The sequence below is a fragment of the Propionivibrio limicola genome, from assembly GCF_009469695.1.
GTDB classification, from domain to species: Bacteria; Pseudomonadota; Gammaproteobacteria; order Burkholderiales; family Rhodocyclaceae; genus Propionivibrio; species Propionivibrio limicola.
Map to the genome: position 1 here is coordinate 137,108 of NZ_SSSR01000002.1, position 12,357 is coordinate 149,464.

9 protein-coding genes are annotated in these 12,357 nt (G+C 57.5%); 6 read left to right on the top strand and 3 right to left on the bottom strand.

Annotated features, from left to right (window positions below):
- Window positions 1-118 precede the first annotated feature (118 nt).
- Window positions 119-1,738 carry a methyl-accepting chemotaxis protein gene (locus GH659_RS02605; protein ID WP_153109193.1) on the top strand — a complete coding sequence of 540 codons (1,620 nt, stop codon included), beginning with the start codon at window positions 119-121 and terminating at the stop codon, window positions 1,736-1,738.
- A 448-nt stretch (window positions 1,739-2,186) separates the two neighbouring features.
- Window positions 2,187-2,906 (top strand): transglycosylase SLT domain-containing protein, encoded by a 720-nt coding sequence (locus tag GH659_RS02610; RefSeq protein WP_153109194.1) that lies wholly within the window; start codon window positions 2,187-2,189, stop codon window positions 2,904-2,906.
- A gap of 91 nt (window positions 2,907-2,997) precedes the next feature.
- Here GH659_RS02610 and fusA read toward each other — a convergent pair whose 3' ends face one another.
- Window positions 2,998-5,058: an elongation factor G gene (gene fusA / locus GH659_RS02615; RefSeq protein WP_153109195.1), complete on the bottom strand. Its 2,061-nt coding sequence runs from the start codon at window positions 5,056-5,058 to the stop codon at window positions 2,998-3,000.
- Window positions 5,059-5,426: 368 nt separating this feature from the next.
- Between fusA and GH659_RS02620 the strand changes: the two genes are divergently transcribed.
- Entirely contained in the window at window positions 5,427-6,932 is a 1,506-nt protein-coding gene (locus tag GH659_RS02620) for a high affinity choline transporter 1 (protein ID WP_153109196.1), read from the top strand.
- A gap of 28 nt (window positions 6,933-6,960) precedes the next feature.
- Here GH659_RS02620 and GH659_RS02625 read toward each other — a convergent pair whose 3' ends face one another.
- Together GH659_RS02625 and GH659_RS02630 are read right to left on the bottom strand one after the other, a co-directional pair.
- Complete coding sequence (locus tag GH659_RS02625; protein WP_153109197.1) at window positions 6,961-7,569, bottom strand: acyl carrier protein phosphodiesterase; 609 nt, start codon at window positions 7,567-7,569, stop codon at window positions 6,961-6,963.
- A 64-nt stretch (window positions 7,570-7,633) separates the two neighbouring features.
- The gene (locus tag GH659_RS02630; RefSeq protein ID WP_153109198.1) at window positions 7,634-8,563 is read right to left on the bottom strand and encodes a LysR family transcriptional regulator; all 930 of its coding nucleotides are present in this window, start codon (window positions 8,561-8,563) and stop codon (window positions 7,634-7,636) included.
- 293 nt (window positions 8,564-8,856) lie between these two features.
- Here GH659_RS02630 and GH659_RS02635 point away from each other — a divergent pair, with 293 nt between their 5' ends.
- The 3 genes from GH659_RS02635 to GH659_RS02645 all read left to right on the top strand — a co-directional run bounded on the left by GH659_RS02635 (window position 8,857) and on the right by GH659_RS02645 (window position 12,310).
- Complete coding sequence (locus tag GH659_RS02635; RefSeq protein WP_170285802.1) at window positions 8,857-9,780, top strand: DctP family TRAP transporter solute-binding subunit; 924 nt, start codon at window positions 8,857-8,859, stop codon at window positions 9,778-9,780.
- Between the two features lie 343 nt (window positions 9,781-10,123).
- Entirely contained in the window at window positions 10,124-11,146 is a 1,023-nt protein-coding gene (locus tag GH659_RS02640; protein WP_170285803.1) for a DctP family TRAP transporter solute-binding subunit, read from the top strand.
- 147 nt (window positions 11,147-11,293) lie between these two features.
- A complete protein-coding gene (locus tag GH659_RS02645) occupies window positions 11,294-12,310 on the top strand; it encodes a DctP family TRAP transporter solute-binding subunit (protein ID WP_153109201.1) in 1,017 nt (338 codons plus the stop codon).
- Window positions 12,311-12,357 lie beyond the last annotated feature (47 nt).

Genomic DNA, 12,357 nt, shown 5'->3' on the forward strand with positions numbered 1-12,357 from the left:
TTTTCTATTTGACAGGGCTTGTTATTTTGCGTGGTCGGAAAATCCAATTCTTTTCTGCAAGGCCTCTGGGTTCTGGCGCCTGCCCTGAATTATTCCCCTTGAAACAAATGGAGAACAAATGAAACTCTCGACGCGTCTCGCCATCATCGTGATTTGCAGCGTCATCGGCTTGGTTGTCATGGCCGGCTTTTCGCTGAATTCGCTGCGGACAACCATGCTGGAGGACCGCCACAACGAAATACGCACCGTACTTACGCTCGCGGCAAATCAGGTGAATCACTTCAAACAGCTTGAGAAGGAAGGCAAGCTGACCCGTGACGAGGCGCAAGCGAAGGCTATCGAAGCCATGTCTACGTTGCGCGACGGGAAAACAGCGTATATCTGGATGCGTACCACCGGGGCAATGGCATTGGTTCTTCCTGACAACCAAAAGGAAGGCCTCGGGCAGGTCGACTGGGGAAAAACGCGCCCGGACGGTCGAAAGGACTTCCAGCTCTATCTGGACCTGCTCTCGACCAATCCCTACGGATTTGTCGAGCTGGCGGTGAAAAAACCTGGTAATGACCAGACTCTTCCCAAGATTCTCGGCGTGACAAAAATCGATGGCTGGGACTGGGTGATGGGCTACGGTGCCTGGGTGGATGACGTCGATGCTGCCTTCTGGAAACAGGCGATGAGCCTCATCGCGCTCGGCGTCGTCATGCTGGCGGTCGTTGTCGGGCTGGCCGTTACCATGGCGCGCAATATCTACAAGCGACTCGGCGGAGAACCCGACTACGCTGCGGAGGTCGCGCAGGCCATCGCGGCTGGGGATCTGAGCCGGCAACTTGACGGCCGTTTCAGCGGTGACAGCCTGTTGGCGTCGATTGCCAGGATGCAAGCCAGTCTGCGCCAGATGATCGAAAGCATCCAGTCAGGCTCCGCTCAGTTGGGGCGCGCGGCGAGCGAACTTTCGGGTCAGATGGAGCAAATTCACGAAGCCTCCAGCCATTCGGAGGAGGCCACGGCCTCCACGGCGGCGGCCGTTGAAGAGCTGGCGGTCAGTATTGACCATATTTCGAATAGTGCCCGCGAGACTGAGGTTAATTCGGATCGCTCGAGCAAACTCGCCGAGGACGGGGAAAAGATGGTCAATCGGGCGTCCGAAACCATCGCAGGAGTCTCGGCAATGGTGCAGGAGGCATCAGGGCAGATCGAGGGGCTGCTTGAGCGCTCGCGCGAGATCGACAGCATCGCCGCCGTCATCAAGGAAATTGCCGATCAGACCAACTTGCTGGCGCTCAATGCCGCGATCGAAGCGGCCCGGGCGGGCGAGCAGGGGCGCGGCTTTGCGGTTGTCGCAGATGAAGTCCGCAAGCTCGCCGAGCGTACGACTCAGGCCACCGATCAAATCACGCAGATGATTGGTGCTGTCCAATCTGACACCGGAGCGGTTGTCAAAAGCATGCAGTCCGTAACACCGCAGGTGGCGCTCGGCGTCGAAATGGCTACCTCGGCGGCGGCCGCCCTGCGGGAGATCAATGACGGTACGGCCACGACGCTCGGGAACGTGCGGGAAGTGGCGAATGCTACGGCCGAGCAGAGTCAGGCCAGCACCAGCGTTGCCCAGAACGTTGAACGGATTGCCGAAATGGTTGAGAAATCGGCCGCCTCGGTGCGGGCCGCTAACGAAAATGTGCAATCGCTCGAAAGTCTGGCCAACCAGTTGCGCGACTCGGTTTCCCGCTTCCGTCTCTGATTTTTGAAGCGCCATGCTGGATGCAAAAGAGCGCCGGAAAGCGCTCTTTTGCATTTTGTGGCCGGCAATTTCTGCACTTTAAAAAGTTGCCGTCGAACGGCGTTCCTCGCGGTTTGAAATGGCATAAATTGACGGTTTTTGACGTTACGCGATGTGCTTCCGAATTCCGTCCAAAATCCCCCTGTTTGACAAAACCCCAATTAATCAATAGGATTGCCGCTCTTTCGCGCCAGACGTTGGTACTTTGCAGCGTTCTTAAAAGTTCTCGTCTGGATTCTTCAACGCAGCCCTGATCACTTAAGGGCTTGTGTCCATGCATCACGGAGTGCCGTCGCCCGGCGCTACTCCTCGCCCAATCGGGCCTTGCACCCGCCTGTAACCGAACGCTTTCCGGCAACGACTGCCCCGGCATGTTTTTGTCGAAAGCGAATAGAGAAAAGGAGAGAGCATGTCTGCAACAATCTCTTTAAAACGCACCGTGGCTCGCAGTACTGACGCCGCGCTTTATCTTGTTCAACTCGGCTTGCTGGTTGCCGTCCTGATGTTCGCTTCAGGTATTTTTAATGTTTTTGCGAACAATGGCAGTAATTCTGCCGATACGTTTCCTGGGCTTCTGCCCGTGGAGCGCGCTAACCTGTTCCAATCGGAATCAGAAGCGAACAGCCGCATCGATGCGGCGGCCGGTGAATCGCCGTCGCTGAGCCCGCGCATGCTGGGGGCGCTGGATTACGTCAAACGCCGTTACCGCGTCTCGCCTGAGGCGATGATGCCGGTGTTCGAAGCTGTCCAGACGATCGGCAAGGAGCGCCAGATTGACCCGTTGCTCATCGTCGCCATCATCGCCATTGAATCGCGCTTCAACCCGTTCGCCGAAAGCTCGATGGGGGCGCGTGGTCTCATGCAGATCATTCCGCGTTTCCACCTCGATAAATTGCCAGAGGGCGAGAGCGAGCAGGGGTTGCTTGACCCCGTGCTCAACGTCAAGGTCGGTGTGCATATTCTGGAAGAGGCCATCCGTCGGCGCGGCGGACTGGTTCCGGGGCTGCAGTCCTATTCCGGATCGTCGGATGCCAGCGGAAGTTATGCGAGCAAAGTGCTGGCAGAAAAAGCACGCCTCGAGCAGGCAGCAAAACAGCGGTCAGCTGGCGCGTCGAGCAACGCTCGCTAGCTGAAAAACCAATGCCCCGGAGTTGGGGCATTGGGGGCATTGGCGATGGCCTGTTAGTTAGATCGGCTGAAGCTCAATCGAGCCGGGTTCGTTACTGCTCGTCATCAATTCCGACTGTTTTGTGCTGGGAAGCCAGCTGTTGCTGTGTCGTTGCCGGCACCGGCGCATAGTGTGAAAAGTCGATGCTGAACGATCCCTGTCCGCCGGTCAGCGATTTCAAGCGACCCTGATAGTCGTCGAGTTCAGCGAGCGGAACCTTGCCGCTGATCGAGAGCGTGCCGCCGCTCAGCGGTTGGGTGCCCGTCACCTGGCCGCGACGGCCGGAAAGGTCGCCCGACAGATCGCCGACCGCCGATTCTGGCGCCTGCACGACAATGTCGACGACGGGTTCCAGAATGATCGGTGTGGCTGCCCGAATTGCTTCGATCGTGGCTTTGCGTCCGGCGGTAAAGAAGGCAATGTCTTTGCTGTCGACCGAGTGCGATTTCCCGTCATGAACGGTGACGCGAATGTCGTGCACCGGGAACCCGCCGACCACGCCATCCTCCAGCGCTTGTCGCACGCCTTTCTCCACGGACGCCATGAAGACGCCGGGGATCGCTCCACCTTTGACGATATCGACGAATTCGAATCCGGCGCCACGTTCGAGCGGTTCGACGCGCAGCGCGACCTCGCCGAACTGTCCGGCGCCGCCGCTCTGCTTCTTGTGCCGGCAATGGCCTTCAGCCAACTTGGTGACGGTTTCGCGGTAGGCGATCTGCGGCGGCTTGGTGTTGAGTTCGATCTTGTATTGCTGGGCCATGCGCGCCAGTTTCGCACGCAGGTGCATCTCGCCGAGGCCGCGAATCACCGTTTCGTTCGTGGTTGGATGCCGCTCGACCTTGAAGCATGGGTCTTCAATCTCGAGTTTGTGCAGTACGTCGAACAGGCGTTGCTCATCGGCCTTGCGCTTGGTTTCGACGGCCAGCCCCTGCATCGGCAATGGGAATTCGAGCGGCTTCAGGTGGATGTGGTCCTCTTCGTGCGAATCGTGCAGAACGCAGTCGAATTCGATTTCGTCCACCTTGGCAATTGCGCCGATTTCGCCGGGGATCAACTCGTCGACCTCGATGTTTTCCTTGCCCTGCAGCCGGTAGAGGTGACCGACTTTGAACGGGCGCCGGGCATCACCAACGAAAAGCTGGGAGTCTTTGCGAATGGTTCCCTGATGGACGCGGAAAATTCCCAGTTTGCCGACAAACGGGTCGCTGACAATCTTGAAGACATGGGCCAGCACGTGTTTGTCGGGGTCAGGCTCGGCCTCGAACGGGACGCTTTCGGCGTCGTCGGGTTCGCCCCGATAGAAGGCGGGCGGGTTGCCCTCCAGCGGATTGGGCGCCAGCTTGGCCAGTACGTCGAGCAACTGCGGGATGCCGGCTCCGGTCTTCGCGGATACAAACAGAATCGGGATGAGGTGACCGGCCCGCAGCGCCTTTTCGAAGGGCGCGTGCAGTTCGTCCACGCCGGGGTCGCTGCCCTCGTCGAGGTAACGCGCCAGCAAATCTTCGTCTTCCTCGACGATCTGATCGATCAGGGCGCGATGGCTGGCGGTCACGGAGTCGAAGTCGCTGTCGCCGGCATCGTGTCCCAAGAGTTCGATGACACCCTCGCCGTGATGCGCCGGCAGGTCGAGCAACATGCACTCGCGCCCGAAACGCTCGCGTATTTCATTGACCAGCTTCGGCAGGTCGATATTGTCGGCGTCGATCTTGTTGATCACGATCATGCGGCACAGGTTGCGCACGGCCGCCTGTTTCATCATGCGTTCGGTGGAGAGTTCGATGCCGGTCTGGGCATTGATGACAATCAATGCTGTATCGACGGCGGCCAGGGCGCCAATGGCCTGGCCGGCAAAATCCGGGTATCCCGGCGTGTCGATCATGTGAATTCTGGCGCCCTGCCAGTCGAGGCTGGCCAATGCCGAATTGAGCGAGTGGCCGAGTTCTTTTTCTTGCGGATCGAAATCGAGAACGGTATTGCCTTTCTCGACTGTCCCCCGGTTGCTGATTGCGCCAGCGGCCGCCAGCAGTGTTTCGGCGAGCGTTGTTTTGCCGGCGGCACCGTGGCCGACGAGGGCGACGGTGCGCAGATTGACGGTGGTGTTCTGGCCCATGTTTTCTCCCATTTTGTAATGTGCTCTGACCGGGGCGAAAAGCAGCAATGCCCGTCCAAGAGCAACTGACTACTCAAAATCCAACCGCAACGATTGTCATTCTGTACCCATTGCCGGGGAATGGCAAAACACGCCGGGAGTGTTTTTCTAATGCTGTTTGGTTTTCGTTGTTTTCACAGGGTTTTTCTGCAATTTTCGATTTTCACTGGCGGCGGAGATGAGTAGAATACGCGCGCTTTCAACGTGGTGCTGAGCGCAGACCGCAACGGCCTGTCCCCGGGAGGTTTTGAACTCGGGATACCTGGAAGCACCCCCGCCGGGGCTTATCCCGAAAATCTGAATTTGCCATTCCCTCGGAGACATTCGCCATGTTGTTCTGGTTCGTCATCGTCTATTGGATCATCTCGGTCGGTATCGGCCTCTGGGCCGCGACGCGCGTTCATACGGCGAAGGACTTCGCGATTGCGGGGCGCCATCTGCCGTTCTACATGGTCACTGCTACCGTTTTCGCGACCTGGTTCGGTTCCGAAGCCGTCCTTGGCGTTCCCGCGACGTTCCTGAAGGAAGGTCTCAAAGGCGTTGTCGCCGATCCGTTCGGCGCCTCCATGTGTCTGATTCTGGTCGGTATTTTCTTTGCCGCGCCGCTCTACCGAATGAACCTGCTGACGATCGGCGACTTCTATCGCAAGCGTTACGGCCGGTCGGCGGAGACGCTGACGACGATCGCCATCATCATTTCCTACCTCGGCTGGGTGGGCGCGCAGATTACCGCCCTCGGTCTCGTTTTCAACGTCGTTTCCGGCGGTGAAATCAGCAAGGTCGCCGGCATGTGGATCGGCTCCAGCACCATTCTCATCTACACGCTGTTCGGCGGGATGTGGGCGATTGCGATCACCGATTTTCTGCAGATGATCGTCATTGTCGTCGGGATGGTCTGGATTGGAGCCGAGGTCAGTGATATGGCGGGGGGCGTCGGGGTCGTCGTCAGCCACGCGGCGGCGGCGGGCAAGTTTGAGTTCTGGCCAGCGCTGGATGCCAAGGAAATCATCGGCTTTGTCGCCGCCTGGATTACCTTGATGCTGGGGTCGATTCCGCAGCAGGACGTCTTTCAGCGCGTCCAGTCGTCCAAGACCGAGAAGATCGCCATCTGGGGATCCATCCTTGGCGGGAGTCTCTACCTGCTGTTTGCCTTCATTCCGATGTTCCTTGCTTATTCGGCCACCCTGATCGACCCGGAAATGGTGAGCAGCCTGATCGACAGCGACCACCAGATGATCCTGCCGCGTCTGATCATCGACAAGGCGCCGCTGGTTGCCCAGATTGTGTTCTTCGGCGCTTTGCTGTCCGCGATCAAGAGCTGCGCGTCGGCGACATTGCTTGCGCCATCCGTTACGTTTACCGAGAACATCCTGCGGCCGTTGGCGCCGCGCATGTCCGACCGGCAACTGCTGCTCTGGATGCGCGTCGTGACGCTGATCTTCACGATCTTGGTCACTGTGTATGCCATGCACTCCGATGCGACCATTTTCGAAATGGTTGAGAATGCCTACCAGATCACGCTCGTGATGGCGTTTGTGCCGCTTGTCGGTGGTGTCTATTGGCGTCGCTCGACCAACCAAGGGGCGCTCGCTTCGATTTTTCTCGGTGTCAGTACCTGGCTCGCCATCCTGATCGTCGGCCCGGCGGATCCGTTGATTCCGGCACATCTGGCCGGATTGCTCGCCAGCATATTCGGCATGGTTGCGGGCTCGTTGTTGCCGCAAACAATTCCACACTACCCGGGGCTTCACGATGCGCTGCGTGGCGGGCACCATGCGCAAGTCGCCGCGCAGACACATCATGTGAGCCAGCCGACTCATCGGCATTCCTCATAAGCGGGGGCGTGCAGTGTACGTTCCGGATTCAGCTACGGCTGATTCCAGCGTCACGCGCGGAACGCCAGCGGGCGGCGAAAGCAATGGCGTCGGGGAGAAAGGCGCGGAAATCGGCTTCGAAGCCGTGCTCGTTGGCGAGAAACTCTTCAATGCCGCCGCCTAACGGATTGGGGCGGCGCAGACGATAGTTCGCCATGCGGTCGATGGCGTGGCCGATCATGGCCGATTCCCGATAGCTGCCGAGCCAGTCGTTTGTCCGCATCTTGTCGGCCACTTCACGCGCTTTGGGCGAAAAATGGCCGACATGATTTTGAAGCGCGGCATAGAGCTGGCACGTGTATTCGTCAAGTGGGCCGCTGCCGTAGAGTGTCCAGTCACGGGCGAGCAGGTGGTCATAGAACATATCCACCAGCACTCCGCTGAGGCGGCGACGGAGGGGGCTGATTCTGGCGCGACTGGCGATAAACGCGTCGTGCTGTTCGGCAAAACTGTCGATGGCCCGGTGCAGGGCGACGCCCGAGGCAAGGGCGGGGGGCAGCCCGGCCGGCAACGGGCCTTTGACGAAGTCGCCCATGAGCCCGCCGATCTGGTCGGTGTCGGCATCCCCGGCGAGCAAGGCGTGGGCAAGAAAGTTCATAGTGTTGTCCGGCGTTGAAACTTGATATGGAATTTGTGCGGCTCGGCGTCTCCGGGTTCCCCGGTCAGGGCTTGGCTGGGGGCGTTTGGGCCGTCAGCGCGCACAATTTTCGCAGCCACTGATTTCCCGGGTCGAGGTGATAACGGGGGTGCCAGTATTGTTTCACCTTGTAGATGGGAAGGGGAACCGGGCAATTCACGACGCGCAATCCGGTCAATTCTGCCAAGTCTTCGCCGATCTGCCGGGGCAGCGTTGTGATCATGTCGGTGACCGCGACGACGCGTGATACGCCAAGAAAGCCCGGAAGGGACAGGAGAATCTTCCGTTCGATGTTGAGCCGCTTCATCTCGCCGCTGACGATGGCATTGCTTCCGCCGTAACTGACAGTGACGTGGGCTTCGCGCTGGTAGTCTTCCAGCGTCAAATGGTCGCCGATGCGGGGGTGGCGTGGGCTGACGAGGCAGATGTAATCCTGCTCGTACAAGGCCTGCTGGTAAAACTCGTCATTCATTTTGGGAACAAAGCCGCCGAACGCCAGATCGGCCTCCCCACTCCCCAATCGGGCGGCTGTTTCGTCATCGATTGGAAGTGCCTCGATCTGCACGTTGGGAGCGTGAACGCGCGTGTGTTGGAGAATCTTCGGCAGCAGCGTGATTTGTGCGGCATCGGGAACGCAAATCCTGAATATGCGTTGGGATGTCTGCGGGTCGAAGGTGGGCGTCTGATCACAGAGTTGGCGGACTGTTTCGATCACTTGGCGACCCTTGACGACCAATTCGTCGGCGCGGGGCGTCGGGCTCATGCCTTCGGATGTTTTGACAAACAGTGGGTCATTGACCCGCTCCCGGATGCGTTTCAGTCCGATACTGACGGCGGGTTGGGTTTGCCCAAGAATTTCTGCCGTCTGGGTAACGCTCCGGGTCGCGTAGAGGATGTCAATCAACTGCAGATCACGGATGTCAAGATAATGACTGGCGTTGAAGAGCTCTTTCATAGCCGTTGGTTCTCTCTGAAGACTTCCTGGCTGAAACAATATGGCTATAAGCGTATTTTATGCTGGGAATTAAGTATATTAATTTTACAAATTGATTGGGCGGGCTTAGATTGTTTCCCAACCGGGCGGAAAACCCGGCTTGAACTGGGCGGCCTCTGCAGGCTGATCTGTAGTCAATAAATTAGGGGAAAACTGTGGTCAAGATTGTCAAAGGTGTTTTTGCAGCGATGGCTGCATGCGGGTTGATGGTTTCGGCAGTTACGGCTAATGCCGCTGATATTAAAGAGCGGAATATGCGGATCGCGATTGCGAATAACCCCGGGCATCCGCAATTCGAAGGTGCACAAAAACTGGCAGAGGTGGTCGGCCAAAAAACAGGCGGGAAAATCAAGATCAAGGTTTTCGGCGGAGCGACCTTGGGTAAGGATACCCAGGTGACGTCGTCGATGCAGGGCGGCGTCATCGACATGGCGGTCATGAGTACCAACCTGCTGGTCGGCGTGGCCAAGGAAACCGGCTTGCTCGATCTGCCGTTTCTGTTCGAGAACGAGAAAGAGGCCTATACGGTTCTCGATGGCGCCGTTGGGAAGAAAATCCACGCCTCACTGGAGCCGAAAGGACTCGTCGGTCTGGGTTACTTTGAACTGGGCTATTACAACATCCACAACAACAAGCGCCCGATCACGAAGCTGGAGGACATGAAGGGCCTCAAGATGCGCGTGACGGAAACGCCGATCTCGATCGAGACGATGGCGGCCATGGGCGCCAACCCGGTGCCGATTCCTTACGCCGAGCTCTACACCGTGCTGGAACAGAAGATCGTCGATGGCGGTGGCCAACCCCCGATCAACATGGTTTATACCAAGTTCGGCGAGGTTTCGAAGTTCTACTCGATCAACCGCTATTCCTACACGCCACAGTCGTTGCTGATGAGCAAGAAGGTGTGGGACAGCCTGTCGGCGGATGAGAAGAAAATCTTCCAGGAAGCCGTCAAGGAAGCGGTCGATTTCCACCGTCAGCAGTCGCAGAAGAAGTCGGCCGAAAGCCTGGTTGAGCTGAAGAAGACGACGCAGGTTAACGAGGTTTCGTCCGCTGAAATCGCGCGCATGCGTGACGCCACCAAGCCGGTCATTGACAAATTCTCCAAGGAATATAACGAACCCTTGGCCAAGGAATTGTTTGCCGAGATCGCCAAGGTACGGGGCGCGAAGAAGTAAGACCAAGTATCTGTTTCTCCTTAGGAAGGTTTGGCGCCGCTCTTTCGAGCGGCGTTTTTTTTGCTCTGCCCTCAGCGCTGTGATCCTCCCTGATTTAAGGTTGTTTTCATCTCAAAAAAAGAATATTGATTATCCGAAACATGCGATTTACAGGATGTTTGTCCTGTCTCTATAGTTGCCTCACTTTCGCAGTCGGCGTTACGCCGGACGATTGATCCAAAACGCAAAGTTGCTGCTTGTGATGAATCGATTGGGGCGTGCTATCGAGGGGGCCAATGGGATGTTGGGGGACGGCTGCGAGAGGTTTTGGGGTGTACTTTCCATTACTCAGGAGAAGCAAATCGTGGTTAAAGCAATGAAAGGCGTTTTTGCGGCGATGGCCGCGTGTGGGTTGATGTTGTCGGCAGTCACGGCGAACGCCGCTGATATCAAGGATCGCACGCTGCGCATTGCCTGTGCAGCGACGCCGGGCAACCCCCAGTACGATGGAGCACAGAAGTTCTCCGAGCTGGTCGCGCAGAAGAGCGGCGGCAAGATCAAGGTCAAGGTCTTTGGCGGTGCGACGCTCGGCAAGGATCTGCAGGTTGTATCGGCGATGCAAGGCGGTATCGTCGATATGGGGGTCATGAACACCAATCTCCTGGTTGGCGTAACCAAGGAAGCCGGCTTGCTGGACCTGCCGTTCCTCTTCGATAGCGAGAAAGAAGCGTACGCCGTACTTGACAGCGCCGTCGGCAAGAAAATCCACGCGGCGCTGGAGCCGAAGGGTCTGATCGGGCTGGGCTATTTCGACATGGGCTACTACAACCTGCATAACAGCAAGCGTCCGATCACCAAGCTCGAAGACATGCAGGGCCTGAAGATGCGCGTCACCGAAACACCGATCTCGATCGAGACGATGGCCGCGCTCGGCGGCAACCCGGTGCCGATTCCCTACTCGGAGTTGTACACCGTGCTGGAGCAGAACGTTGTGGATGGTGGCGGCCAGCCCCCGCTCAACATGATCTTCGGCAAGATCGGCGAAGTGCAAAAGTTCTACTCGATCAACAAGTATTCCTTCACGCCGCAGTCGCTGCTCCTGAGCAAAAAAACGTGGGAAAAGCTTTCGGCTGACGAGAAGAATCTGATGCAGGAAGCGGCGAAAGAAGCGGCCGACGCCCAGCGCCAGATGTCGCTGAAGAAATCGGCGGAGAGCCTGGTCGAGTTGAAGCGGACGACCAAGATCAACGAAGTTTCGCCGGCTGAAATCGCCCGCATGAAGGAAAAGACGAAGCCGGTCGTTGAGAAGTTCGCCAAGGAATACAACGAGGCGCTGGCGAAGGAATTGTTCGCCGAAATCGCCAAGGTTCGTAAAGCCAAGAACTAATCGCCGGTTGAACACTGCCTGTGCAGTGTGATTAAAAAAGCGCCCCCTCCTGTTCAGGAGCGGGGCGCTTGTCGCATCAGGGTCGTTTTCTCTGTGGTCTGGTTGTCGGACAACGTTATCTGCAATTTCGCGCTGGGGGGGCTGGTCATGAAATTGAATCCAAAGAATCCATTGTTGAAGCTGTTTTCGAGTTTGCTACTGATGGCGGCGTTTGCCGTTCATGGTTTTGAAATCCCTGATCGGTATTTGCGTCTGGCTTACGCCAATAACATCAAGAACCCGCAGTTTCAGGGGGCGCAAAAACTGGCCGATCTGGTCGCGCAAAAAAGTAAGGGAAAACTCGGGATCAAGCTGTATCCGAACGCGGCCTTTGGCAGCGATCTGGAAACGATTTATTCGATGCAGGTCGGCGGCGTCGATATGGCGATCATGAACACCAATCTGCTGGTCGGACTTGCCAAGGAAGCGGGTCTGCTCGATCTGCCCTATCTTTTCGAGAATGAGCAGGAGGCCTTTAAAGTACTGGATGGGCCGGTGGGACGTAAGATCCATGCAGCGCTTGAGCCGGTGGGACTGCTTGGTTTGGCGTATTTCGATATGGGTTACTACCACCTGCACAACAATCAGCGCCCGATAAGCAAGTTCGAAGATTTACGCGGACTGAAAATCCGGGTGACCGAAACGCCGATCTCGATTGACTTCATCAAGGCGCTCGGCGGGGAACCGGTTCCGATGGCCTATCCCGAGCTCTATAACGCACTGCTCAAAAAGTCGGTCGATGGGGCTGGGCAGCCAATCAACAACATCGCCTCGGCGAAATTCTATGAGCATCAGAAATACCTGTCGCTGACGCGGCACACCTATACGCCGCAGTCGTTGTTAATGAGCAAGAAGGCGTGGGAAAAATTGACGCCAGAGGAACGCAAGGTGATTAGCGAAGCCGTCGTTGAGGCGACCGCCTTCCAGCGCGAGCTATCCTTGGAGAACACAGCGCGCCAGTTGGTTTTCCTGAAATCGAAGATGACGGTGAACGAACTGACAGCGGGTGAAGTCGTCCGAATGCGCGAGAAAGTAAAGCCGGTGACCGAAAAGTATGCGAAAGAGTATGGCGAAGGTCTGGCGCGGGAACTGTTCGCGGAAATTGCCAAAGTGCGGGGAAAGTAAGCTTTGATCTCGTAGCGTAGGTCAGCGGGGCCGGATAACCGGCCCCG

Bases quoted from the DNA above. Each gene is read 5' to 3' on its own strand.
- GH659_RS02635 (WP_170285802.1), top strand. From the start codon at position 8,857: ATGCGGATCGCGATTGCGAATAACCCCGGGCATCCGCAATTCGAAGGT.
- GH659_RS02605 (WP_153109193.1), top strand. From the start codon at position 119: ATGAAACTCTCGACGCGTCTCGCCATCATCGTGATTTGCAGCGTCATC.
- GH659_RS02645 (WP_153109201.1), top strand. From the start codon at position 11,294: ATGAAATTGAATCCAAAGAATCCATTGTTGAAGCTGTTTTCGAGTTTG.
- GH659_RS02620 (WP_153109196.1), top strand. From the start codon at position 5,427: ATGTTGTTCTGGTTCGTCATCGTCTATTGGATCATCTCGGTCGGTATC.
- GH659_RS02630 (WP_153109198.1), bottom strand. From the start codon at position 8,563: ATGAAAGAGCTCTTCAACGCCAGTCATTATCTTGACATCCGTGATCTG.
- GH659_RS02610 (WP_153109194.1), top strand. From the start codon at position 2,187: ATGTCTGCAACAATCTCTTTAAAACGCACCGTGGCTCGCAGTACTGAC.
- GH659_RS02625 (WP_153109197.1), bottom strand. From the start codon at position 7,569: ATGAACTTTCTTGCCCACGCCTTGCTCGCCGGGGATGCCGACACCGAC.
- fusA (WP_153109195.1), bottom strand. From the start codon at position 5,058: ATGGGCCAGAACACCACCGTCAATCTGCGCACCGTCGCCCTCGTCGGC.